Raw genomic sequence first — 22,826 nt, forward strand, 5'->3', positions numbered from 1 at the left:
GCGCCCGACATCGGCTGCCGGCACCGAGGGAGCAACGACATGGCCTTCAAGAATTTCAAGCTAGAGACCGACGCCGACGGCATTGCGCTCGTCACCTGGGACATTCCGGGACGTTCGATGAACGTGCTCGATGAAACCTCGACCACCGAGCTCGAGGAGATCCTGAAACAGACCACGGCGGACGCCGCGGTAAAGGGCGTTGTCATCACCTCCGCCAAGGAAGCGTTCTGCGCCGGTGCCGATCTTTCCATGCTTGAGGGCATGAACAAGGAATACGCGAAAGTCTTCAAGGAAAAGGGCGAGGTTGAGGCCAACCAGATGCTGTTCGACCAGAGCCGGCGCTTTTCGCTGGTGCTGCGCGGCATCGAAACCTGCGGCAAGCCATGGGCGGCCGCAATCAACGGGCTGGCGCTCGGCGGCGGTTTTGAGGTGACGCTGTCCTGCCACTACCGCGTTGCGGCTGAAAATCCCAAGACGCGGCTCGGCCTGCCCGAGGTGAAGGTCGGCCTGTTCCCCGGCGCCGGCGGCACCCAGCGCGTGCCGCGCCTGGTACCGCCGCAGGATGCGATGACGATCCTGCTCAAGGGCGACCCGGTCACCCTGGAGAAGGCCAAGTCGCTGAACCTGATCCACGCCATCGTGCCGGCTTCCGACCTGATCAAGGCGGCGAAGGACTGGATCAAGGGCGGCGGCAAGGCGGTCGCGCCCTGGGACGAGAAGAGCTTCAAGCTGCCGGGCGGACCGGTGTTCTCCAAGGCCGGCATGATGATGTTCCCGGCGGGGAATGCGATCTACCGCCGCGAGACCTACGACAATTATCCGGCGGCGCGCGCCATCATGAGCTGCGTCTATGAGGGGCTGCAGTTGCCGATCGACGCCGCGCTCCGCGTCGAGTCGCGCTACTTCACGCAAGTGCTGCGCTCCAAGGAAGCCGCCGCGATGATTCGCAGCCTGTTCCTGTCGATGCAGGAACTGAACAAGGGCGCGCGGCGGCCTGCGAACGTGCCGCCGACCAAGGTGAAGAAGATCGCCGTGATCGGCGCCGGCTTCATGGGCGCCAGCGTCGGCTACGTCTCGGCCCGCGCTGGCCTCGACGTCGTCCTGATCGATCGCGACCAGGAAAGCGCCGACAAGGGCAAGGCTCATGCGCAGAAGGTGATCGACGAGCAGATCGCCAAGGGCCGCGCCAAGGCAGGCGATCGCGACGCGCTGCTGGCGCGCATCACGCCATCAGCGGATTACGCAGCGCTAGGAGATTGCGACCTCGTCATCGAGGCGGTGTTCGAGGACCGCAAGGTCAAGGCGGAAACCTTCGCCAAGGCGCAGCAATATCTCAAGCCTGACGCGATCTTCGCGTCCAACACCTCGACGCTTCCGATCACCTCGCTGGCCGAAAGCTTCAAGGAGCAGGGCAAGTTCATCGGCATCCATTTCTTCTCGCCGGTCGAGAAGATGATGCTGGTCGAGATCATTCTCGGCAAGAACACCGGCGATATCGCGCTCGCCGCCGCACTTGATTATGTGCGCGTCATCGGCAAGACGCCGATCGTCGTGAACGATTCCCGCGGCTTCTACGCCAACCGTTGCGTCGGCCGTTACATCGCCGAAGGCAACGAGATGTTCCTCGAAGGCGTGCCGCCGGCGATGATCGAGAACTGCGCCAAGATGGCCGGCATGCCGGTCGGTCCGCTGTCGCTGTCGGATGAAGTCGCCCTCGACCTCGGCCTGAAGGTCATCAAGGCGACCGAGGCCGATCTCGGCCCCAACGCCATCAACCCCGACCAGAAGAAGCTGATGGTGGAGTTGGTCGAGAAGCAGGGCCGCCTGGGGCGCAAGAATGCCAAGGGCTTTTACGATTACCCCGAGAAGGGCAAGGGTCAGAAGAGCCTGTGGCCGGGACTATCTGCGCTGCAGCCCAAGCAGCTCGATCCCGATACGATTGATATCGAGGAATTGAAGCAGCGCTTCCTGGTGGTGCAGGCGGTGGAGGCCGCGCGCACAGTGGAGGACCACGTCATCACCGACCCGCGCGAGGCCGATGTCGGCTCGATCTTGGGCTTCGGCTTCGCGCCGTTCACCGGCGGCACGCTGTCCTATATCGACTTCATGGGCACGCGGAAGTTTGTCGAGCTCTGCCACAAGCTGGAGGCCAAATACGGCTCCCGCTTCACCCCGCCGAAGCTCCTCGAAGATATGGCGGCGAGCGGCGAGACCTTCTACGGCCGCTTCCCGCCGAAGAAGCAGGCGGCGTAAGCCGCGGAGTAGAAATGCGTCGTCGTCCCTGCGAACGCAGGGACCCATAACCACAGGCGGTGATTGGTTCAGGAGTACCTGCGTTCAGCGCTCACTCGATAGATTACGCGGTATGGGTCCCTGCGTTCGCAGGGACGACGATGTGGAGATATTCCGCAACAAACAAAAAGGGCCGGATCGACGATCCGGCCCTTTCGCTTTTTCCGCAATCCGTGGAGCGTTCACGCCGCCTTCAGCAGCCCTTCCTTGGTCATCGCCTCCTGGACCTTCGGGCGCGCACCGACGCGGGCCTTGTAGGCAAGAAGGTTCGGCATATCGGAGAGATCGAACTTCAACCGGTCGGTCGCCCACATCAGCATGGTGAACAGATAGCCGTCGGCTACGGTGAATTGCTTGCCCATCAGGTAGTCGCGCCCGGCAAGCGCCGTTTCGAGGTACTTGAACTTGCTCATCACGCGGTCCTTGAAAAACGCCTTGGCGTCGTCGGCGAGCAGAGGTGAGAACATCGGTCCGAGATTCTTGTGCAGCTCGGTCGTGATGTAGTTCAGCCATTCCAGCAGCTTGTAGCGCTCGTCCGAATCGCGGGGCGGCGCCAGGTTCTTGCCCGCCTTGTCGGCGATCATCTGGACGATAATCGGCCCTTCGGTGACCAGTTCGCCCGAATCGAGGGCGAGGGCCGGCACCTGGCCCTTCGGGTTGACCTTCAAAAAGTCGTCACCATTCTCCAGCTTCTTGGCGCGCAGGTCGACCTTGACCAGGTCGTAGGGCAGATCGGCCTCGAGAAGCGCGATATGGGGGGACAGCGAACAGGCGCCCGGGGAATAATACAGTTTCATTGGATTTTTCCTTCCCTCGCAATTGTTGGCGGGCTGACTAAATGCATCTGCATGGAATAGTCAAGATTGATGCACCTGCATTTAGTGCGGTACACTGATGTGTGACAGATACGGATTAGGCTATGAAACGCAAACCATCGACCGAGGCGACCGCCGCCTGGATCCGCCTGATGCGGGTGCAGAGCCGGGTGCTCGATGCCGTCGAACAGGATTTGAAGAAAGCGGGGTTTCCGCCGCTGGCCTGGTATGATGCGCTGTTGGAACTGTCGCGCGCCCCGTCCGGCGAGATGCGCCCGGTAGAGCTGGAAAAGCAGATGCTGATCCCGCAATATTCCACCTCGCGGCTGATCGACCGCCTGGTGGACGAGGGCTTGGCGGCGCGGCGCGAATGCAAGATCGACAAGCGCGGCCAGTTCGTGGAAATCACCGAAGCCGGGCGCGAGTTGCAGAAGAAGATGTGGGGCGCCTATTCGGCCGCGATCGAAAAGCACGTCGGCTCCAAACTGTCCGATGCCGACGCCATGAAGCTTTGCGGTCTGCTCGACCGGCTGGGCTGCTCGTGCTCCGACGTCAAGGCGGCCGCTGCCCGCGACAGCGTGCCGGCGCGATGACATCTTTGATACGTTTCGTTGGTGCGGACGCCACCGTCCGCACCCCTTCAGCCACACGGCGCGTTCGGTCGAATCGCCAGATATCCGGATTTTTTCATGGCGCGTGACCAGATCGATATGACGCCGCTGCAATCGCGTGACGAACTCGTCGCGTGGTTCGAGGGCGGCATCAAGCCGCCGTCCGAGTTCCGCATCGGCACCGAGCATGAGAAGACCCCGTTCACGCTGGAGGGCCGCCAGCCCGTGCCGTATGAAGGCGCGCGCGGTATCGGCGCGCTGCTCGAAGGGATGCAGCTTTTGCTCGGCTGGGAGCCGATCATGGAGCACGGCAACATCATCGGGCTGTATGACGTCACCGGGGGTGGCGCGATCTCGCTGGAGCCGGGCGGGCAGTTCGAATTGTCGGGCGCCCCGCTCGAGAACGTGCACCAGACCCAGTCCGAGCTGATGGCGCACCTGGCGCAGGTCCGCGAAATCGCGACGCCGTTGGGCATCGGCTTCCTCGGGCTCGGCATGACGCCGTCCTGGTCGCGGTCGCAGATCCCGGTGATGCCCAAGGGCCGCTACAAGATCATGACCAACTACATGCCGAAGGTCGGCCAGTACGGCATCGACATGATGTACCGGACCTGTACGGTGCAGACCAACCTCGACTTCTCCTCCGAAGCCGACATGGTCAAGAAGCTGCGGGTGTCGATCGCGCTACAGCCGGTGGCGACCGCTTTGTTTGCCAATTCGCCGTTCACCGAGGGCAAGCCCAACGGCTTCCTGTCGTTTCGCTCCGAGATCTGGCGCGACACGGATAACGCGCGCGCCGGCATGTTGCCGTGGGTGTTCGAGGACGGCATGGGATTCGAGCGCTGGGTCGACTACGCGCTCGATGTTCCCATGTACTTCGTCAAGCGCGGCGAATCCTATATCGATGTCGCCGGCTCGTCGTTCCGCGCCTTCTTCGAGGGCCGCAACAATTCGTTGCCCGGCGAGCGCCCGACGATATCAGATTGGGCCAATCATCTGTCGACGATCTTCCCGGAAGTCCGCCTGAAGCGTTATCTGGAAATGCGCGGCGCCGACGGCGTGCCGTGGGGCCGCCTGCCGGCGCTGCCGGCGTTCTGGGTCGGCCTGTTGTACGACAATGACAGCCTCGACGCGGCCTGGGATCTGGTCAGCCACTGGACCGCCGCGGAGCGCCAGGCGTTGCGCGACGACGTCCCGCGCTTCGGCTTCAAGGCCAGGATCAAGGACCGCTATCTGTTCGAGATTGCGAAGGAATGCCTGAAGCTTTCGCATGCGGGCCTGCGGCGGCGCAACCGCGTCGACCACTCCGGCCGCGACGAGAGCCGCCACCTCGAACCGCTGGAGCGCATCCTCGAAGCGGGCCGCACGCCGGCGGAAGAGATGCTGGATAAATTCAAGGGCGATTGGGGTGGTTCCGTGGAGCCCGTCTATCAGGAATACGCGTTCTGATTAAACGGGTTCCTAGTCTTCGGGCCGTTCATCCGCCGTACAGGTTGATGGCGCTCAAATGACGGCCGATCCAGCATGATCCGAACGACCGCCTGCCGGTCTTTCGAAAAATCATGCTGAATCAACGGGCTGAGGGTGGAATGACTTTTCGAGGAAAGTCATCCCGCGCTGGCAACGCGCATTCGAAAGCAACCGCAGATGGAGACTGGTCGCCTGCTCAGGGCGTGTATGGTGGCGCTCGCCTTCTTGGCGGCGGCCGTATGCGCGCGCCCGGCGCTGGCGCAGGCCAATTTCGACCGTCCCGGCGGCGATTATCTAAGCGCGCCGGTGATCTCGGGCGATCCGGCGGAATGCGCGCTGATCTGCGAGCGCGATCGGCGCTGTCGCGCGTGGAGCTTCAACTATCCGACCGGCTTGATCAAGGGCGCGGTCTGCTGGCTGAAGGGCAGCGTGCCGCCCCGAGTCAAGAGCGGCGATTGCTGCGTTTCCGGCGTGCGCGGCGCCGGCGTGGTCGAGCGCCGCAATGATAGCGTCGAAACCTCAATCGACCGCGTCGGCGGTGATTACAAGAATTTCGATCTCAAGGACGGCGACGGCGACGACGTCTGCAAGGCCGCCTGCGCCGCCGACAACAAATGCCGGGCCTGGACCTACGCGCGCCCCGGCTACGCCGGCAAGGACGCCCATTGCTTCCTGAAGAAAGACATCAAGCCGCCGCGAAGGAAGGCGGGATTTACCTCGGGCGTGGTGAGATAATGCGGTATCCACCGCCGTCGTCCCCGCGAACGCGGAGACCCACAACCACGAAAAGACTCTTGTGTACTTGGATGTGGCCCCAGCCTTCGTAATCACAAACATCGGTGGTTATGGTCCCTGCGTTCGCAGGGACGACGGGATAGAGACGAGGACCTCTCAACATTCGCCCCTGCGAACGCAGGGGCCCATACACCGCGGCCCGTGCAAAGGGCACGAGGGGCGACGGCTGCGCTTCGACAATGTAGGCTGGTGGTTATGGGTCGCTGCGTTCGCAGGGACGACGGTGACGGCTACGACTTCATTCCGCCGGCAACACCGTGAGCTCCGGCCACAGCGCCTTCCACCGCGCCGCCTTCGCCGCGTAATTCGCCGCAGAGAAATTTGGTCCCGGGTTGGGCCGCGCGATCATCCCAGCGGCATCATCAAGACCATTCGGCGCGTAAACCTCATACCCATCCCGCGTGCGCCGGATTCCGATCTGGGTGTTCTTGGTCAGAAAACGATCGATGCCGTCGGTCGAGCAACGCAGCGGCGGGTAGGGCAGGCCATGTTTCTCCGGATACCAGAGGTGCACGCGCGCCTGGTTGCGCGCTTCGACCGCGATGCCGCGGCTTGAAAAGCGCTGCGCCAGTGTGCGGATGACGGCATCCTCGGCTTCCCAGGACGTATCAGGATCGAAATAGAACACGTCGTAATCGTTGATGCCGTAATCGACCGCACGCTTGGTCAGCACGTTCCACACCGTCTGCACGAGACAGCCAGAGACCAGCCACGCGTCCGGCAGCGACAGCCGAAACAATTCCTCGGTGATGATTTCGTTGATGGGATTTTGTAATGCAGCGGTGAGGAATTGGTCTCTATCCATAGGCACGCCGCTGTAGGGTGGGCAAAGCGAAGCGTGCCCACCATCTTGTTTCGCGATTGGAAGAAATTGGTGGGCACGCTTCGCTCTGCCCACCCTACAAGTCTACAAATTCCCGTCGAATTGCTTCACCGCTTTCTTCGACGCCAGCGTGCGCCAGTGCCGGCGCAACAGCGGCTCGACGGTGGCGCGGCTGGCCTTCGAGAGGCGGATCAGCACGATCGGATAATCCCGGTAGTGATCGATGAAGTAAAATACCTTCGGCTGGCTTTCCACCAGCATCTCGCGCTCATCCCTTGGCACGCCCGGCATCACCATGCTGTCGCCGTCCTCCTTCAGCCGCACGAGCATCTTCTTGCGCACCTTCAAGGCCGGCGTGCCGTAGGAAGTGCCGTCCTCGACCTCCGGCCAGGCCAGCGCGATTTTTCGGACGTCGTCGAAGGTCATGGATGGCGCCGTAAGGTGGGCAAAGCGCAAGCGTGCCCACCATTAAGCTTGATCGCTGGCGAGATGGTGGGCACGGCGCAAATGCGCCTTTGCCCACCCTACTTCCCGCTACGCCGTTCCGCTCAATGCACGGACGTAAAAAACCGCGCCAGCCGGAAACCCGACAGCCAGGTCCATACCGGCTGGTTGCGTATGCCGAGATCCCAGGAGCCGACCACGGCATCGGCGCGGCCGATCAGATTGTCGATCGGCAACAATCCCACGCCGCCGTCGCGCACGGAGACGCGGCTGTCGGCGGAATTGTCCCTGTTGTCGCCGAGCACGAATAGTTTGCCCGGCGGCACGATTACCTCGGGCGTGTTATCGAGCCTTCCATTGTCGCGCATCTTGAAGATGGCGTGGCTGACGCCGTTCGGCAGCGTCTCGACAAAGCGGTAGGCCCGTTCGGTGTTGCCGCGATCGTCTTCGGCCTGCGCCACGCCGTCGGGCTTCAACGCCGCGGCATGGTCGTTGATGAAGAGCTGGCCCTGCCGCATCTGGATGTGGTCACCCGGCAATCCGACCACGCGCTTGACCCAGGCCTGCGAGCGGTCGCCCGGCCAGCGGAACACGACGACGTCGCCGCGTTTGGGCGTTTCGCCGAACAGACGGCCGGTCTCGGGCAGCGTGAGCTGGATCGGCAGGGACGCCGCGCCGTAGCCGTAAGGATATTTCGAGGCGAGCAGCGCATCGCCGATCAGAAGCGTCGGCTCCATCGAGCCGGACGGCACGTAAAACGGCTCGGCCAGCGCGCCCTTGGCGATGAAGACGACGGCAACGATCGCCGCCAGTTGCACGGCCTGGGCGCGCCAGCTCGCTACCTTGCCGAGAGAGGTGTCCTTTTGATCACCTACCAGTTTCTCCTCGCTCACTAGCCCGTTCCTCCGACCGTGATCCTTTCCATCCGCAGCGTCGGCTGGCCGACGCCGACCGGCACGCCCTGGCCGTTCTTACCGCAGGTGCCGATGCCGGTATCGAGCGCCAGATCGTTGCCGACCATGGTGATGCGGTGCAGGTCGGTCGGCCCGTTGCCGATCAACATCGCGCCCTTCAAGGGCGCGCCGAGCTTGCCGTTCTCGATCTTGTAGGCCTCGGTGCACTGGAACACATACTTGCCCGAGGTGATGTCGACCTGGCCGCCGCCGAAATTCGCGGCATAAACGCCCTTCTTCACCGAAGCGATGATTTCCGCCGGATCGCGCTCGCCGGCCAGCATATAGGTGTTGGTCATGCGCGGCATCGGCACATGGGCGTAGCTCTGGCGACGGCCATTGCCGGTCGGCTTCATGTTCATCAGCCGCGCGTTCTGCCGGTCCTGCATGTACCCGACCAGAATGCCGTCTTCGATCAGCATGGTGCGGTTGGTCGGCGTGCCCTCGTCGTCAATCGAGAGCGAACCACGCCGCGACGCGATGGTGCCGTCGTCGACGACGGTGACGCCCTTGGCCGCGACCTGCTTGCCCATCAGTCCTGCGAAAGCTGACGTCTGCTTGCGGTTGAAGTCGCCTTCCAGCCCATGACCGACCGCTTCATGCAGCATCACGCCGGGCCAGCCGGCGCCCAGCACCACATCCATTTCGCCCGCGGGCGCAGGCACCGATTCCAGATTGACCAGCGCCTCGCGGATGGCGCCGTCGGCAGCCTCGCGCCACGCTTTGGTCTCGATGAAGCGCGCGTAGCCCTCGCGGCCGCCATAGCCCTTGCTGCCGCTTTCCTGCCGGTCGCCTTGTCCGGCGACCACGGAAATATTCACGCGCACCAATGGGCGGATGTCGCGATAGCTTTCGCCGTCAGGCCGCAAAATTTCCACCACCTGCCAGGTGGCGCCCAGACTGATGGAGGCCTGCCGCACCCGCGGATCCTTGTCGCGGACATAGGCATCGATCTCTGCCAGCAGCTTGACCTTGGCTTCGAACCCCGGCGCATCCAAAGGATTCTCGTCGCCATAGAGCCGCACATTAGTATGCGGCGGAGCAGCGGCAAAATTGCCGCTGTAGCCACCGCGCACCGCGGCGACCGCGTCCGCCGCGCGGATCAGCGCCGGCAGCGACACGTCGGAGGAATGCGCGTAGCCGACCGCGTCGTCCTTCACCGCGCGTAGGCCAAATCCCTGCGAGGTATCGTAGGTCGCCTGCTTCAAGCGCCCATTATCGAAACCGAGCGCTTCGGTCTGGCCATACTCCAGAAACAGCTCGCCGTCGTCGGCGCCCAAAAGCCCCCGCGTGATCTCGCGTCTGACGGCATCGCGGTCGAGATTGGCGCGGTCGAGCAAGGAGGTGGTGGCGAGGTTGGTCATGCAGGCTCCGATGCGAATGTTTGCCGTCGTCCCCGCGAACGCGGGGACCCATAACCACAAGCGCCGATTGTAAGCGCAGACGTCCGGCGAGTTCACATTACAACGCGGACATCTGTGGGTATGGGTCCCTGCGTTCGCGGGGACGACGATCCCGGAAGATAGTCATGCCCGCAGCAAAAGGGGAGGGTCCCTCACAGCCCTTTGTCATGTCCTTTGCCGGCCGCATCCGCAACATCCGGATCGGGATCCAGTCTGCCATGCGCATTGGCCCAGCGGGACAGCTCTTCGAACACAGGTCTCAGGGCCTTTGCCGCGGGTGTCATCTCATATTCGACGCGGGGCGGCACTTCGGCGAACACAGTGCGCTTCACCAAGCCTTCGTTTTCGAGATCGCGCAATTGTGTGGTCAGCATGTGCTGCGTCACGTCAGGAATGGCGCGCCGCAATTGGCCGAAACGCTGCTTGCCCTCGACCAACTGCCAGAGGATTTCGCCCTTCCATTTGCCGGAGAGCAGGCGAAGCGCGCGGTGAAGCTGCTGCCTGGCCCGCTCGGAGGGACATTCCTCCGCGTTATTGGTCTGCTTTTTCATACTACACCAGAAAAATCATCCTACTTGTCAATTTCATCTTAGTACCGAATTTTAATTTTGAAAGCCTTGGGCACCTTAAGTCTTGGACACCTTAAGGGCGCAGGGACGCTTCGCGGCCGGGGGCCGTTCTCAAACTTTCGGGAGAATTCGATGTCGGACGTTGCTGTGCCTGCCGGGCGCCGTTGGACTCATGTTGGCGTGTGGATTGTCAGAGGATTGCTGGCGCTGGCGTTTCTGGGGGCCGGGGGCGTCAAGCTCTACGGCGTGCCGATGATGGTGGACGAGTTTCACCACATTGGGCTCGGTCAATGGTTTCGCTATTTGACCGGCAGTCTCGAGATCATCGGGGCAATCCTGCTGCTGCTTCCACGAAACGCGGCTTTCGGCGCGCTGCTGCTGATCTGCATCATGATCGGCGCCGTGATCACGCACTTGTTCGTCATCGGCGGATCGCCGGTGCCGGCGATTGTCCTGCTCGCGCTCAACGCGCTCGTGGCCTATTCGGAGCGCGAGGCAATTGCCTCTCTGGCCAAGGCGTTTTGAAGCAACGACAATGCGCCTGTCTTTCCGCCGGGTAATTAAGTGGGTCGGGCTGGCTCTGACCTTCATCGTGCCGCTGGTCGTGACGTTGTTGCTGACCGAGCCGGGCTCCGCTGTCTCGCAACCGGAGGCGAAGCGCACTTTGCCGCCGGTGCATCGGCTGGTGCTGCCGATCAATAGCGACGATCCCACCACGATGCGCGCCTTGATCTCGACCTCGCTCAACCTTCCGAACTATTATCAGGAGCGCAACGAGCCATTTATGATTGAGGTCGTTGCCTACAATGCCGGCGTTCACATGTTCCGTGCCGACACGTCGCCGGTGAAGGATATGCTGCAGGTGGTAAGGGCGGTGAATCCGAACATCCGCTTCGTGGTCTGCGATGCGACAAAGCAGGGCATGCAGCGCAGCGAGGGCCGTCCGATCACGCTGATCGATAACGTCGATCTGGTGCCGAGCGGGCCCGGACGCATCATCGAATTGCAGGAAGCCGGTTGGTCCTACATCCGGTCATGACAAGCGGACACGCGCCATGACGCTACATCGCGGGCTAACACGCCGCACGGTCGTTGCAGGGCTGCTCGGGGCCGGCACCTCGGTCGCGATGTTGGCTGCATCCAATCGCGCCCAGGCCGCTGGTCCGCCGCCATTCGCCACCTCCCGGCATCAGTTCATCCAGCTTCGTGGCGCGAGGCCTGTCCCGTCCGTGCCGATCCCGCGTCTCTACGGCGGCGCGATCGATTTGACCTCCTTGAGAGGGAAGGTGGTGCTCGTCAATTTCTGGGCGACCTGGTGTCCGGCCTGCCGGACCGAACTGCCGATGCTGGACAGTCTGGCGGCGAGCAACCATAGGGATTTCGCGGTGATCGCCGTGGCGACGGATCGCGACCGCTCGGTCGTTGCGCCTTTCGTAAAGGGGCTGAAGCTCCGGCGCCTTGCGATCGGGCTTGATCCGCAAGGACTCGTGGCAAGAGCCGGCGCCAGCGGCCAAGCCGACACGCCGTTCGCGCTCTATGGCATGCCCATTACTTTCTTGATCGGCGTCACCGGGCAAGTCGAAGGCTATATCAGCGGTGAAGCAGACTGGCTTTCCATCGAGGCGCGCCGGCTGCTCGACTACTACGCCAGCGCCGCTTAAGTCGATCGGCCGGATCTTGGGGAGCTATCGGCTCGCCCGCCTCACGGCAGCTTGTCATACCCCTCGCCCAGCCCGTTCAGGCTGAGCGGAAAGCCGATGCCCTCTTCGGGCGTCTCGAAGATAATAAAAGTCGCCGTCTTGGCGCCCCGGAGCTGCCCTAAGAGTTTTTCGTCCATCACCACCTCGGCGACGCAGCCATTCGGCAGGCAGCGGACGAACCCGGCGCGGCCGACATCCTGGTTGTCGAGCTTGAGCCCAAGGCCGGAGGGCAGCAGCACGCCGAGGGGGGCGACCACCCGCATCAGCTTGCTCTTCTGGTCGGCGGTTTTCAGCACGATTACGGTCAGACCGGCGTTCGAGCGGTCCTCGGCGACCACGCTCTGGATCAGCGCGCATTGCTCGCCTTGGGCGCCGGGCGGGGTGTCGCAGCGGATTTGCCAGTCGCCATGGACCGACCGCACCGCGCCTTGCGCGCTCGCCGACTGGGTCAAGCCGAGCAGGAGGGCCACGGCGAGCAGGCCGCCGAGCCAGCGGGCCGGTTCCACGCGATATCCTGCCTGATGTCGTCGCGCCCTATGTTTCGAACGCCCCATCCGGGTCGATCCTCTCACGATTTCCGGCAGCGCCGGCAGCACATATTTTGTAACTGGACTTATTCGGACTGATACGCAATGACGGCGCCTTGAAGGCAGTCCGGGAGCCAATCCGCGCCATCGAGGACCATTCGGCCCAGGCGAATCAGCTCGCTCGGGAGCGCCGTGACTGTGCGTACATCCGGCAATCGGGCTGTCAAGCGGTGTAGGCCTGCCAAACGGCAGGTTTTGCCTGATTTGTCAGGAAAATCCGACGTCCGGCGAATAGCAGGTGACGCATGGCTTTGCGCCCACTACTGCATTGCGAGAGCCTTAGAATTATGGTTTGAGAGGCTGGATTTCGACGCGTTCTAACGATCTGGCCCGGGGTGCTGCAGCAAAACTGTTGCAGGTACTTTCGAAAGTGTACTTCCAAAGTACCTCCGGTAGGCCGTTTGTGAGGGCGGATCGTGCGGCATTTCCGGCCATCCGGCCGAAATGCTTTGGGGATTTTTTCTAAGGGAGCGCGAGCGGCATGAAGATGTCGAAGGGCCTGATGGGCCGGCGGTTGCTGGGGTTGGCGGTAGCGGGCATGGCGCTCGTCTCCGGCGGGACGGCTTTTGGGCAGCAGCCAAAGCCGTGGGAAATCACGCTGCAGGAAGCCGCGACCCCGGTGATGGAAAACATCATCAGCTTCCATAATTTGCTGCTGGTGATCATCACGCTGATCACCCTGTTCGTGCTGGCGCTGTTGGTCATTGTGGTCGTGAAGTTCAACGCCAGGGCCAATCCGATCCCCTCCCGGACCACCCACCACACGCTGATCGAGGTGGCCTGGACGCTGATCCCGGTGCTGATCCTTGTCGGCATTGCGGTGCCGTCGTTCCGCCTCCTGTTCCAGCAGCTCGACGTTCCCAAGGCCGATCTGACCGTCAAGGTCACCGGCAAGCAGTGGTACTGGAGCTACGCCTACCCTGATAACGGCAAGTTCGAGTTCGATTCGCTGATGGCGCAGGACAAGCAGCCGCGCCTGCTCGGCGTCGACAACGAAATGGTGGTGCCGGTCAACAAGGTGATCCGGGTCCAGACCACCGGCGCCGACGTGATCCACGCGTTCGCGGTGCCCTCGTTCGGCATCAAGATCGACTCGATCCCCGGCCGTCTCAACGAGACCTGGTTCAAGGCGACCAAGACCGGCATGTATTACGGTCAGTGCTCGGAACTGTGCGGCAAGGATCACGCCTTCATGCCGATCGCGGTCAAGGTGGTGAGCGATCAGGAATTCGCCGAGTGGGTTGAGGCGGCGAAGAAGAAGTATGCGACAAACCCGGCGAACACCTACGCCTCGGCTGGTGGTCAGGTCGCGCAGTAAGGCGCGGACCAAGGGACAAGCAAGAGATAAGGGCGACCGGACCTGTAAAGGTCCGAAAAGGGACTGCAAGGCAGGATTACAAAATGGCAACGACGGCAGCGACACACCACGATCACGCCCATGATGACCATGCCCATGCCAATCCGACGGGATGGCGGCGCTGGCTCTATTCGACGAACCATAAGGACATCGGCACGATGTACCTTATCTTCGCGATCTTCGCGGGCATCATCGGGGCTGCGATGTCGATCGCGATCCGCATCGAACTGATGTATCCCGGCGTCCAGTTCTTCCACGAATCTCACACCTACAATGTGTTCGTGACCTCGCACGGCCTGATCATGATCTTCTTCATGGTGATGCCGGCGATGATCGGCGGCTTCGGCAACTGGTTCGTGCCGCTGATGATCGGCGCGCCCGACATGGCGTTCCCGCGCATGAACAACATCTCGTTCTGGCTGTTGCCGGCCTCCTTCGCGCTACTGTTGATGTCCACCTTCGTCGAGGGTGAACCGGGCGCCAACGGCGTCGGCGCGGGCTGGACCATCTACGCGCCGCTGTCGACCTCGGGCCATCCGGGACCGGCCGTCGACTTTGCGATCCTGTCGCTGCACATTGCCGGTGCCTCCTCCATTCTCGGCGCCATCAACTTCATCACCACGATCTTCAACATGCGCGCACCGGGCATGACCCTGCACAAGATGCCGCTGTTTGTCTGGTCGATCCTGGTGACGGTGTTCCTGCTGTTGCTGTCGCTGCCGGTGCTCGCCGGCGCCATCACCATGCTGCTCACCGACCGTAATTTCGGCACCACCTTCTTCTCCGCCGACGGCGGCGGCGATCCGGTGCTGTTCCAGCATCTGTTCTGGTTCTTCGGCCACCCCGAAGTGTACATCCTGATCCTGCCCGGCTTCGGCATGATCAGCCAGATCGTCTCCACCTTCTCGCGCAAGCCCGTGTTCGGCTATCTGGGCATGGCCTACGCCATGGTCGCGATCGGCGGCATCGGCTTCGTGGTGTGGGCGCACCACATGTACACGGTCGGCATGTCCAGCGCGACGCAGGCCTATTTCGTCGCCGCAACCATGGTGATCGCGGTGCCGACCGGCGTGAAGATCTTCTCCTGGATCGCCACGATGTGGGGTGGGTCGATCGAGTTCAAAACGCCGATGCTGTGGGCGATCGGCTTCATCTTCCTGTTCACGGTCGGCGGCGTCACCGGCGTCGTGCTTGCGAATGCCGGTGTCGATCGCGTGCTGCAGGATACCTATTACGTGGTCGCGCACTTCCACTACGTGCTGTCGCTGGGCGCGGTGTTCGCGATCTTCGCGGGCTGGTACTACTGGTTCCCGAAGATGTCCGGCTACATGTATTCGGAAACGATCGGCAAGCTGCACTTCTGGTTCACCTTCATCGGCGTCAACCTGGTGTTCTTCCCGCAGCACTTCCTCGGCCTGTCGGGCATGCCGCGCCGCTATGTCGACTATCCCGACGCGTTCGCGGGCTGGAACCTGGTGTCCTCGCTCGGCTCGTACATTTCGGGCTTCGGCGTGCTGATCTTCATCTACGGCGTGGTCGATGCCTTCGTGAAGAAGCAGGCGGCTGCCAACAATCCGTGGGGCGCCGGCGCCACCACGCTGGAATGGACGCTGACGTCGCCGCCGCCCTTCCACCAGTTCGAAGTGCTGCCGCGCGTGCAGTAAACATTTGTTCGCGGCGCGCCATCGTTGCGCGCCGCGGCTTTAGTGAAGCGAGATAAATCTTGTCGGTAGTCGACCACAACGCCATCGATGCCCTGCCTCGGATTTCCGAGGCTGATGTCGGTGATTACCTCGCGCTGCTGAAGCCGCGGGTGATGTCGCTTGTGGTCTTCACCGCGCTGGTCGGTCTCTTCATCGCGCCCGGCCACGTCCATCCGGTCATCGCCTTCACCTCGATCCTGTGCATCGCGGTCGGGGCCGGCGCCTCGGGCGCGCTGAACATGGCCTATGAGGGCGACATCGACGCTTTGATGTCGCGCACCGCCAACCGGCCGATCCCGCGGGGACGCATCACGCAGGGCGAGGCCACGGCGTTCGGCCTGATCCTGTCGTTCTTCTCGGTGATGACGCTCGGCACCCTCGTCAACTGGCTCGCCGGCGCGCTGCTGGCGTTCACGATCTTCTTCTACGTGGTGATCTACACGATGTGGCTGAAGCGCTCGACCGCGCAGAACATCGTGATCGGCGGTGCCGCCGGCGCGCTGCCGCCTGTGGTAGCGTGGGCCGCGGCCACTGGCTCGCTGTCGATGGAGCCGCTGCTCCTGTTCCTCATCATCTTCTTCTGGACCCCGCCGCATTTCTGGGCGCTGGCGCTGTTCCGCAGCGACGATTATGCCCGCGCAGGGATTCCGATGCTGCCCGTGGTCGCGGGACCCGACGCGACGCGGCTGCAGATCCTGCTCTACACGATCGTGCTGGTCGCCATCGCCGCAGCGCCCTGGCCGCTCGGCTATTTCGACGCGGTCTACGGCGTCACCTCACTGACGCTCGGTGCCGGCATGATGTGGCTCGCCATCGAGGTCTACCGCCACCGCGAGGGCAAGCAGGCGAGCCGCGCCACCCGCCGGCTATTTGCCTTCTCGATCCTATATCTGTTCGCGCTGTTTGCGACGCTCCTGCTCGAGATCGTGATTCGCGCCGTCGCAGCTATGGTCGGGTAGGGGGCGCATGGAACGCTCATGGACGACAAGCGCAAGCCAGATGGAATCGTCCTCACCGAGGCGCAGAAGCGAAGCCGCCGTCAGCGCTCGATCGCCATTGCGCTCGCGCTCGGCGTCCTCGTCGTACTGTTTTTCGCAGTCACCATGGTCAAGGGGCCGGGCGTTCTCGTCCGTCCGTTGTGATTGAGATGCAGAACGAGCCGCAGGTCAGCGAGGGCAGGGAAGGCGAGAGGGTTGCCTCGCGCCGTACCTTGACGCGCGATGCGGCCGTCGCCTCGATTTGCGGCTTCGTCGTGGTGCTGATGGTCGGCGCGTCCTATGCCGCCGTGCCGTTCTACGACTGGTTCTGCCGCGCCACCGGGTTCAACGGCACCACCCAGGTTGCGACCTCGGCGCCGTCAGACGCGCCGCTGGAGCGCAAGATCGCGGTGCGGTTCGACGCCAATGTCGGTCCTGGACTGCCCTGGAAATTCGAGCCCGAGCAGAACGAGATCGAGGTCCGCATCGGCGAGGTCGTCACCGTCTTCTATACCGTGACCAACCAGGCCGCGCGCGCCACCGCCGGTGTTGCCGCCTACAACGTCGCGCCGCTCACCGTCGGCGCCTATTTCCAGAAGATCAACTGCTTCTGCTTCACCGAACAGACCATGGGCCCCGGCGAGAAGCGCGAGATGCCCGTGGTGTTCTATGTCGATCCGGCGCTGGCGAAAGACAGCGAGAACGACGGACTGAAGACGATTACGCTATCCTACACCTTCTATCCCGTACGCGAATCGACGCCGAAGCCGCTTGCGGCCGGCGAAACCGATAAACGCAAGGGAAACCTCTAACCTCGGAATTCCGTATTGATCGGGATTTCGCGTTTTTGATTGTTGAGACGAATATGTGCCGAAGGGAACGGCACACCTAACGGAGAGAGACCGCAATGGCTACGGCGCACGCGAAGCACCACGACTACCACCTCGTCGATCCGAGCCCGTGGCCGGTCGTCGGCTCGATCTCGGCCTTCATCATGGCCGTGGGCGCGATCGCCTGGATGCATCACATGTTCGCCGCCGCCCCGATCATCTTCGGTGTCGGGACCATCGGCGTGCTCTACACCATGGCGAGCTGGTGGGGCGACGTGATCCGCGAAGCCCAGTACAAGGGCGACCACACCCGCGTGGTGCAGATCAGCCACCGCTACGGCATGATCCTGTTCATCGCCTCCGAGGTGATGTTCTTTGTCGCCTGGTTCTGGGCGTTCTTTAATTCCGCGCTGTTCCCTGCGGATGCGGTCCACGCCACCCGCGACGCAGTGTTCGGTTGTGGTCCGGGGACGGCTGCCGGCGCCTGCCCCGTGCCGGGCACCTGGCCGCCGAAGGGTATCGAGACCTTCGATCCCTGGCACCTGCCGCTGCTCAACACGCTGTTGCTGCTGACCTCGGGCACCACGGTTACATGGGCGCACCACGCGCTGCTGGAGAACGATCGCCAAGGACTCAAATACGGCCTGATCCTCACCGTCGTGCTCGGCGCCTGCTTCACCGCCGTGCAGGCTTATGAATATGCGCACGCCACGTTCTCGTTCTCGGGCAACATCTACGGCGCAACCTTCTTCATGGCCACCGGCTTCCACGGCTTCCACGTGCTGGTCGGCACTGTCTTCCTCTTGGTCTGCCTGTTCCGCGCCTATGCCGGCCACTTCACACCGAAGCAGCACCTCGGCTTCGAATTCGCCGCCTGGTACTGGCACTTCGTCGACGTGGTGTGGTTGTTCCTGTTCGTCACCATTTACGTCTGGTTCCGCGGTTCGGGACCGGTGGCCGGGCACTGATACAGGCTCGACGTGCTACAAGGGGCGGTCGGAAGGACCGCCCTTTTTCTTACCCTTCTCCCCTTGTAGGAGAAGGTGCCTTCGCGAAGCGAAGGCGGATGATGGGTCTGTCTCCGCGGAGAGAACCCCTCACCCGTCGCCTCACTTCGTGAGGCGCCACCCTCTCCCACGAGGGGAGAGGGAAGGAAAAGTCGATGGCTGACACTTCACCCACACTCACTCAGAGCGCGCTCCGCGGCCTCGCCTGCCGCTGCCCGCGTTGTGGCAAGGGCAAGCTCTATGCGGGCTTCCTCGACCTGCGCCCGAATTGCGAAGCTTGCGGGCTCGACTACGCCTTCATCGATTCTGGCGACGGTCCTGCGATCTTCATCATCATGCTGGCAGGCGCCATCGTGGTCACCGCCGCCCTGATCGTCGAAGTCAGATATCAGCCGCCGTTCTGGCTGCATGCGGCGCTCTGGCTGCCGCTGATCGCAGCGACCACGCTTCTGCCGTTACGCTCGATGAAGTCGCTTCTGATCGCGCTGCAGTTCCATCACAAGGCGGCGCCGGGCCGGCTGATCGACCGCGAGCCGAAATGACCGGTCTTTCGTCACGGCGGCGGCCGGTCACCGGCTTTGCCGTCTTCACGCTGATCATGGTGGCGGTCTTCGCCGGCCTTGGCGTTTGGCAATTGCAGCGCCGGGTCGAGAAGCACGCGCTGATCGCCAGGTTGAATGAACGGCTCGCGGCCGCGCCCGAGGCGCTGCCGGCGCAAACGCAATGGCATACGTTGACACCAGCCAAAGACGAATTCCGCCGCGTCAGCTTCACTGCCACCTACGCGCCCTTGCCGGATGCGATGGTCTATAGTGCGGGCTCCGCGGTGCGCGATGACATCTCCGGCCCCGGCACCTGGGCCTTCCTGCCGGCGCAGCTCGCCGATGGCAACACCATCGTGGTCAACACCGGCTTTGTGCAGAACACGATGCAGGACCGCGCCCAGCAGGATCGCGCCGCAAGACGCCTCATCACCGGTGACCCGGTGCAGCTCACCGGCTATATCCGGTTTCCCGAGAGCGCCGGCACGCTGACGCCGCCGGAGAGCGTAGCAAAACGGCTTTGGTTCACTCGCGATCATCTCGCGATGGCGCATGCGCTCGGCTGGGTCGAAGGCGGCAAGGCCGTCGCGCCGTTCTATGTCGATCTGGAACATCCGGTGCCCGAAAGCGGCATTCCAAAGCCCGGGCCACTCTCCGTGCACCTCAAGGACAATCACCTGCAATACGCCATCACTTGGTTCACGCTCGCCTTTGCAGTCGTCATTGCGTTCGGTGTGTGGTGGCGCGCGCAACGTCGAGCATGAGACCCCGTATTCGTCCGGACTAGCCTCATGGAACCTTTGTTCCGCACAATCATTTAGGGACCAAGGTGAGTTCCGGAAATAGGCTGTTCAGTGTCCATTCACGACGATCGCCATACTCCGTCACCCGCGTCAGCACTCGGGACAAGGTATGGCAACGTGGATGGGATCGCGGAATTGGCTGATGATTTCGATCAGGTAGCATTAGTGGTCGACTGGCTGGACGCGTGCCGCAATCGCGACCTCGCGACATTGCTCGACCTCTATGCTGATGACGCGATCGCCGAATGCCGGTGCGGCGAGGCCAAGGTCAGTGAAGGCCGCGCCGGACTCGAGTCCTACTGGCGGCCGCGCCTCGATGCGATCGCACCCACCGCATTCGGGCTGGAGGAAATCACGCCGACCACTGACGGCGTCGTGCTCGATTATCTGAGCCACGAAGGCATGCCAGTCCGCATCGCATTCGCCTTTTCGCGCGACGCCAAGATCTTGCGCACCACCTGCGCCCCCTCGGGCCAGGCGTTGTGCCGGGAAGTTGCCGCCACTGGCGACTGATCGTTAACTCCGTTCTGCGTGTTGCGAATGTAAGGCGGAATCGCCCGCTGGAAGCCGGCAACGAACGCTGGTGCGCCCTGCCTCGCGCAGCAGCTCAAGCGTCCCGCTCAGCGCCCGGACGCGCTCCAGCATTCCCGTCAGTCCCCGGCCGAACATCCGATCTGCCGGAAAGCCGATGCCATCGTCGGATACTTCCACGGTCACTTCGCGCTCGTTGATGCCCGCCGCGACATGCATCGATTTCGCTTTGGCGTGGCGGAGCACATTTGTCACCGCCTCCTGGATCACGCGATAGACCGTCTGCGACAGCAAGCCATCGACCTCGTTCAGATCAGCGTCGATCTGCGACGTCACTTTGAGATCAGGCGACTGCGCCTTCGCATTCCGCAGCAGCGTCTGGATGCTCTTCTCGAGGCCGAGCTCGTGAATGTAGAGCGGCCGCAGGCGGTCCAGGATGCGGCGGTTCGCCTGCTGCAAGGTTTCGACCGACTGCAGAATGCCATCGGCCGCGCTCCTCAACTCCGCGTTAGCGGACGGGATGGTTTCCAAGAGCGCCACCGTGTTGGCGCGGATCCCGAACAGCAGCGGCCCGAGTTCATCATGGAGCTCGCGCGCCATGTCCTGCCGCTCGTCATCCTGCAGCGACATGATCCGGCGCAGCAGGCTACGATTATCCTGGCTGAGGCGATTGAGGGTGCGGGCGAGTTCGTTGGCTTCCTGCGCGCTCCTGCGGACCTCGGGCGGACCGGCAGGGGAAATTAGCTGTTCGTAATTCCCCGTTCGCATGCGGGTCAGGCCATCGCCCAGATTCTGCAGCGGTACCAATGCGGAGCGCACGGTGAGGTGGGCGATCGCCCCCGTCAGCAGCATCAGGATAATTCCGGAGCAGGCGATCGCCAGAAATCCGATCCACTTTTCGTAGATGTCGGCGGACATGTCCGGCGCAAATACGATATCGCCGACCTGCTTCCCCTCGACCATCACGGGGAAGGCTGTCCCGATTTCGGGGATGGCGAGGAGGTGGACGAACCACTCAGGCACCGTACCCAGGGGGGTCTGCACCTCGGGAGGGTAAACATCGAGATCGGTCCCGAGGCGCCGAAACCGGATTGTTTCCGACGTTCCAAGTGATTGCACGAACGCCTCGAGGGTTGCTTGCGGATTGGCCGAGGCTCCAAGCGCAGCGTTGAGCGCCGTCGCGACCGTTTTGGCCGAGCGAGTCCCTGGCTCGGCTTCCTCCAGAAGTTGCGCAGAGGCAAAGATCTGGAGCGAAACGGCTCCGGCCAGCAGGGCGGCCACGAACATCAGGCCGAGCGGCAGCAACAATCGCGTTCTAAGAGAAAGCCGTTCCCACATTTGCACTATTTTAGTTCCCGCAACCCAAGATTTCTCTTTTCAAATACCCCCAACCGCTTATTTATCCCGATAGGGGATGGATGATGCAAAATTCTGCCAGATCGGCAACGAAGGTATTGATCGTCGACGACCATCCGGTGGTCCTGTCCGGTTGCCGTTCGCTGTTCGCCTCGGACAATTCCGTCAAGATCGAGGAAGCCACCGACGCCAAGTCCGGCCACCGCGCCTATGTTGCCAGGAAGCCCGACGTCACGGTTATCGACATCAAGCTTCCCGACGTTTCCGGTTTCGAGCTGATGCGGCGCATCCGCAAGGACGATCCGGGTGCCAGGATCATCATGTTTAGCATGAATGACGATCCGGCGTTCGTCGTTCGCGCCATCGAGATGGGCGCGCAGGGCTATGTTTCGAAGGGCGATGATCCCCGGATGCTTGTGAGGGCGGTCCGCAAGGTGGCCGCGGGCGAGAATTTCATTTCACCGCAACTGGCGGAGGCGGTGACGTTTTCAGGCGCGTCGATCAAGGCCAATCCGGCATCGCTGATGACGGCGCGCGAGCTGGAAATCCTGCGGCTGTTGGGCCGTGGTGACAAGATCGTCGAGGTCGCCGACGCGCTGGAGATTTCCTACAAAACGGTGGCCAACACCACCTCGCTGCTCAAGCAGAAGCTCGGGGCCAAGAACCATTCGGACTTGATCCGGATCGCGGTCGAGATGGGGCTCGGCTGAACGCCACTGGAGCGTTTTCCAGCGAAGTGGACACCGGTTCGCGTCAAGAAAACACGTCAAGACAAGGATCCAGAGCCCGGTTCTGATTCAATCAGAACCGAGAAGCTCTGGCATCCGCGTGGGCTAAACCGGCCGCGCCGCGTGGTCGCGACCCGTTTGCGCCGCTGCAATTCGCGTATCACCCACAGTCGATTTTGTTCCGCTGCGACCAAGCAAGAAGGATGGAGCGGATAGTCTGCCGCCAGTTGACGGGAAAAATAGGCAAAGTAACCTTGCGGAGCACTTGCAAGGAGAGCTGGATGAACAGCCCCGATGTCGCAGAAGCCGCCTTTGCACGGGCCTGGAGCGTCTACCTGCTGATCCACAGCGGTATCGACGAGAACGACGCACGCCGCGCCAGTCTTCAGCGCTTTATCCAACAGCGCTGTAGTGCGGGCGAGACCGACACGGAACTACTGGCGGTCGAGGGGCTCAAATATCTCAAAAGCCTGGAAGGACCCCAGGAGGACTAGCTCACCGCCGCTTTGCCCGACGGCTCATCCACGCTA

At 62.7% G+C, this 22,826-nt stretch carries 26 protein-coding genes; 18 read left to right on the forward strand and 8 right to left on the reverse strand.

From position 1 onward, the window contains the following. Positions 1-39 precede the first annotated feature (39 nt). Positions 40-2,253, forward strand: coding sequence for an FAD-dependent oxidoreductase (locus KJQ96_RS04775; RefSeq protein ID WP_213285560.1), 2,214 nt, complete (start codon positions 40-42; stop codon positions 2,251-2,253). Positions 2,254-2,474: 221 nt separating this feature from the next. Here KJQ96_RS04775 and gstA read toward each other — a convergent pair whose 3' ends face one another. After that, a complete protein-coding gene (gene gstA, locus KJQ96_RS04780; protein ID WP_213285561.1) occupies positions 2,475-3,089 on the reverse strand; it encodes a glutathione transferase GstA in 615 nt (204 codons plus the stop codon). A gap of 122 nt (positions 3,090-3,211) precedes the next feature. Between gstA and KJQ96_RS04785 the strand changes: the two genes are divergently transcribed. The 3 genes from KJQ96_RS04785 (at position 3,212) to KJQ96_RS04795 (ending at position 5,923) form a co-directional block, all read left to right on the forward strand. Next, positions 3,212-3,700, forward strand: coding sequence for a MarR family winged helix-turn-helix transcriptional regulator (locus KJQ96_RS04785; protein WP_213285562.1), 489 nt, complete (start codon positions 3,212-3,214; stop codon positions 3,698-3,700). A 96-nt stretch (positions 3,701-3,796) separates the two neighbouring features. Further along, positions 3,797-5,167 (forward strand): glutamate--cysteine ligase, encoded by a 1,371-nt coding sequence (locus KJQ96_RS04790; RefSeq protein WP_213285563.1) that lies wholly within the window; start codon positions 3,797-3,799, stop codon positions 5,165-5,167. Between the two features lie 228 nt (positions 5,168-5,395). Continuing rightward, positions 5,396-5,923 carry a PAN domain-containing protein gene (locus tag KJQ96_RS04795; protein ID WP_213285848.1) on the forward strand — a complete coding sequence of 176 codons (528 nt, stop codon included), beginning with the start codon at positions 5,396-5,398 and terminating at the stop codon, positions 5,921-5,923. A 298-nt stretch (positions 5,924-6,221) separates the two neighbouring features. Here the strand turns inward: KJQ96_RS04795 and KJQ96_RS04800 are convergent, their stop codons facing one another. The 5 genes from KJQ96_RS04800 to KJQ96_RS04820 form a co-directional block, all read right to left on the reverse strand. Further along, positions 6,222-6,788, reverse strand: a complete 567-nt coding sequence (locus tag KJQ96_RS04800; protein ID WP_213285564.1) for a nucleotidyltransferase family protein — start codon at positions 6,786-6,788, stop codon at positions 6,222-6,224. A 102-nt stretch (positions 6,789-6,890) separates the two neighbouring features. Further along, the gene (locus tag KJQ96_RS04805; protein ID WP_213285565.1) at positions 6,891-7,232 is read right to left on the reverse strand and encodes an MmcQ/YjbR family DNA-binding protein; all 342 of its coding nucleotides are present in this window, start codon (positions 7,230-7,232) and stop codon (positions 6,891-6,893) included. Positions 7,233-7,354: 122 nt separating this feature from the next. Next, complete coding sequence (lepB, locus tag KJQ96_RS04810; RefSeq protein WP_375293139.1) at positions 7,355-8,143, reverse strand: signal peptidase I; 789 nt, start codon at positions 8,141-8,143, stop codon at positions 7,355-7,357. Next, entirely contained in the window at positions 8,143-9,567 is a 1,425-nt protein-coding gene (tldD, locus tag KJQ96_RS04815; protein ID WP_213285566.1) for a metalloprotease TldD, read from the reverse strand. The genes lepB and tldD overlap by 1 nt, the downstream gene beginning before the upstream one ends. A gap of 191 nt (positions 9,568-9,758) precedes the next feature. Next, positions 9,759-10,157, reverse strand: coding sequence for a helix-turn-helix domain-containing protein (locus KJQ96_RS04820; protein ID WP_213285567.1), 399 nt, complete (start codon positions 10,155-10,157; stop codon positions 9,759-9,761). A 150-nt stretch (positions 10,158-10,307) separates the two neighbouring features. Between KJQ96_RS04820 and KJQ96_RS04825 the strand changes: the two genes are divergently transcribed. Genes KJQ96_RS04825 through KJQ96_RS04835 form a run of 3 tightly spaced genes read left to right on the forward strand, consistent with a single transcriptional unit; the run spans position 10,308 to position 11,836 of the window. After that, positions 10,308-10,700: a DoxX family protein gene (locus KJQ96_RS04825; protein WP_213285568.1), complete on the forward strand. Its 393-nt coding sequence runs from the start codon at positions 10,308-10,310 to the stop codon at positions 10,698-10,700. Between the two features lie 10 nt (positions 10,701-10,710). Continuing rightward, the gene (locus tag KJQ96_RS04830) at positions 10,711-11,214 is read left to right on the forward strand and encodes a DsrE family protein (protein WP_213285569.1); all 504 of its coding nucleotides are present in this window, start codon (positions 10,711-10,713) and stop codon (positions 11,212-11,214) included. Between the two features lie 16 nt (positions 11,215-11,230). After that, positions 11,231-11,836, forward strand: a complete 606-nt coding sequence (locus tag KJQ96_RS04835; RefSeq protein ID WP_213285570.1) for a TlpA disulfide reductase family protein — start codon at positions 11,231-11,233, stop codon at positions 11,834-11,836. A 41-nt stretch (positions 11,837-11,877) separates the two neighbouring features. Here KJQ96_RS04835 and KJQ96_RS04840 read toward each other — a convergent pair whose 3' ends face one another. Then, entirely contained in the window at positions 11,878-12,429 is a 552-nt protein-coding gene (locus KJQ96_RS04840; RefSeq protein WP_213285571.1) for an invasion associated locus B family protein, read from the reverse strand. A gap of 514 nt (positions 12,430-12,943) precedes the next feature. Between KJQ96_RS04840 and coxB the strand changes: the two genes are divergently transcribed. From coxB to KJQ96_RS04885, 9 genes are all read left to right on the forward strand, one after another. Further along, the gene (gene coxB / locus KJQ96_RS04845) at positions 12,944-13,780 is read left to right on the forward strand and encodes a cytochrome c oxidase subunit II (protein WP_213285572.1); all 837 of its coding nucleotides are present in this window, start codon (positions 12,944-12,946) and stop codon (positions 13,778-13,780) included. Positions 13,781-13,863: 83 nt separating this feature from the next. After that, complete coding sequence (gene ctaD, locus KJQ96_RS04850; protein ID WP_213285573.1) at positions 13,864-15,483, forward strand: cytochrome c oxidase subunit I; 1,620 nt, start codon at positions 13,864-13,866, stop codon at positions 15,481-15,483. 59 nt (positions 15,484-15,542) lie between these two features. Further along, on the forward strand, positions 15,543-16,481 hold the full coding sequence (locus tag KJQ96_RS04855) for a heme o synthase (RefSeq protein ID WP_213285574.1): 939 nt from the start codon (positions 15,543-15,545) through the stop codon (positions 16,479-16,481). 18 nt (positions 16,482-16,499) lie between these two features. Then, entirely contained in the window at positions 16,500-16,664 is a 165-nt protein-coding gene (locus tag KJQ96_RS04860) for a hypothetical protein (RefSeq protein WP_028348021.1), read from the forward strand. A 5-nt stretch (positions 16,665-16,669) separates the two neighbouring features. Further along, the gene (locus tag KJQ96_RS04865; protein ID WP_213285575.1) at positions 16,670-17,311 is read left to right on the forward strand and encodes a cytochrome c oxidase assembly protein; all 642 of its coding nucleotides are present in this window, start codon (positions 16,670-16,672) and stop codon (positions 17,309-17,311) included. Positions 17,312-17,406: 95 nt separating this feature from the next. Then, the gene (locus KJQ96_RS04870; protein WP_057847981.1) at positions 17,407-18,297 is read left to right on the forward strand and encodes a cytochrome c oxidase subunit 3; all 891 of its coding nucleotides are present in this window, start codon (positions 17,407-17,409) and stop codon (positions 18,295-18,297) included. 194 nt (positions 18,298-18,491) lie between these two features. Further along, positions 18,492-18,878: a DUF983 domain-containing protein gene (locus KJQ96_RS04875; RefSeq protein ID WP_213285576.1), complete on the forward strand. Its 387-nt coding sequence runs from the start codon at positions 18,492-18,494 to the stop codon at positions 18,876-18,878. Then, on the forward strand, positions 18,875-19,642 hold the full coding sequence (locus KJQ96_RS04880; protein ID WP_213285577.1) for an SURF1 family protein: 768 nt from the start codon (positions 18,875-18,877) through the stop codon (positions 19,640-19,642). The genes KJQ96_RS04875 and KJQ96_RS04880 overlap by 4 nt, the downstream gene beginning before the upstream one ends. A 174-nt stretch (positions 19,643-19,816) precedes the next feature. Then, positions 19,817-20,194 carry a nuclear transport factor 2 family protein gene (locus KJQ96_RS04885; protein WP_249733761.1) on the forward strand — a complete coding sequence of 126 codons (378 nt, stop codon included), beginning with the start codon at positions 19,817-19,819 and terminating at the stop codon, positions 20,192-20,194. Between the two features lie 3 nt (positions 20,195-20,197). On the opposite strand, the gene KJQ96_RS04890 is transcribed toward KJQ96_RS04885, so the two are convergent. Continuing rightward, entirely contained in the window at positions 20,198-21,520 is a 1,323-nt protein-coding gene (locus tag KJQ96_RS04890; RefSeq protein ID WP_309142367.1) for a histidine kinase, read from the reverse strand. A gap of 113 nt (positions 21,521-21,633) precedes the next feature. Here KJQ96_RS04890 and KJQ96_RS04895 point away from each other — a divergent pair, with 113 nt between their 5' ends. Then, on the forward strand, positions 21,634-22,278 hold the full coding sequence (locus KJQ96_RS04895) for a response regulator transcription factor (RefSeq protein WP_213285578.1): 645 nt from the start codon (positions 21,634-21,636) through the stop codon (positions 22,276-22,278). Positions 22,279-22,577: 299 nt separating this feature from the next. Next, the gene (locus KJQ96_RS04900; protein WP_213285579.1) at positions 22,578-22,790 is read left to right on the forward strand and encodes a hypothetical protein; all 213 of its coding nucleotides are present in this window, start codon (positions 22,578-22,580) and stop codon (positions 22,788-22,790) included. Positions 22,791-22,826 lie beyond the last annotated feature (36 nt).

The organism is Bradyrhizobium sp. sGM-13, assembly GCF_018398875.1.
In the GTDB taxonomy this organism is placed as follows: Bacteria; Pseudomonadota; Alphaproteobacteria; order Rhizobiales; family Xanthobacteraceae; genus Bradyrhizobium.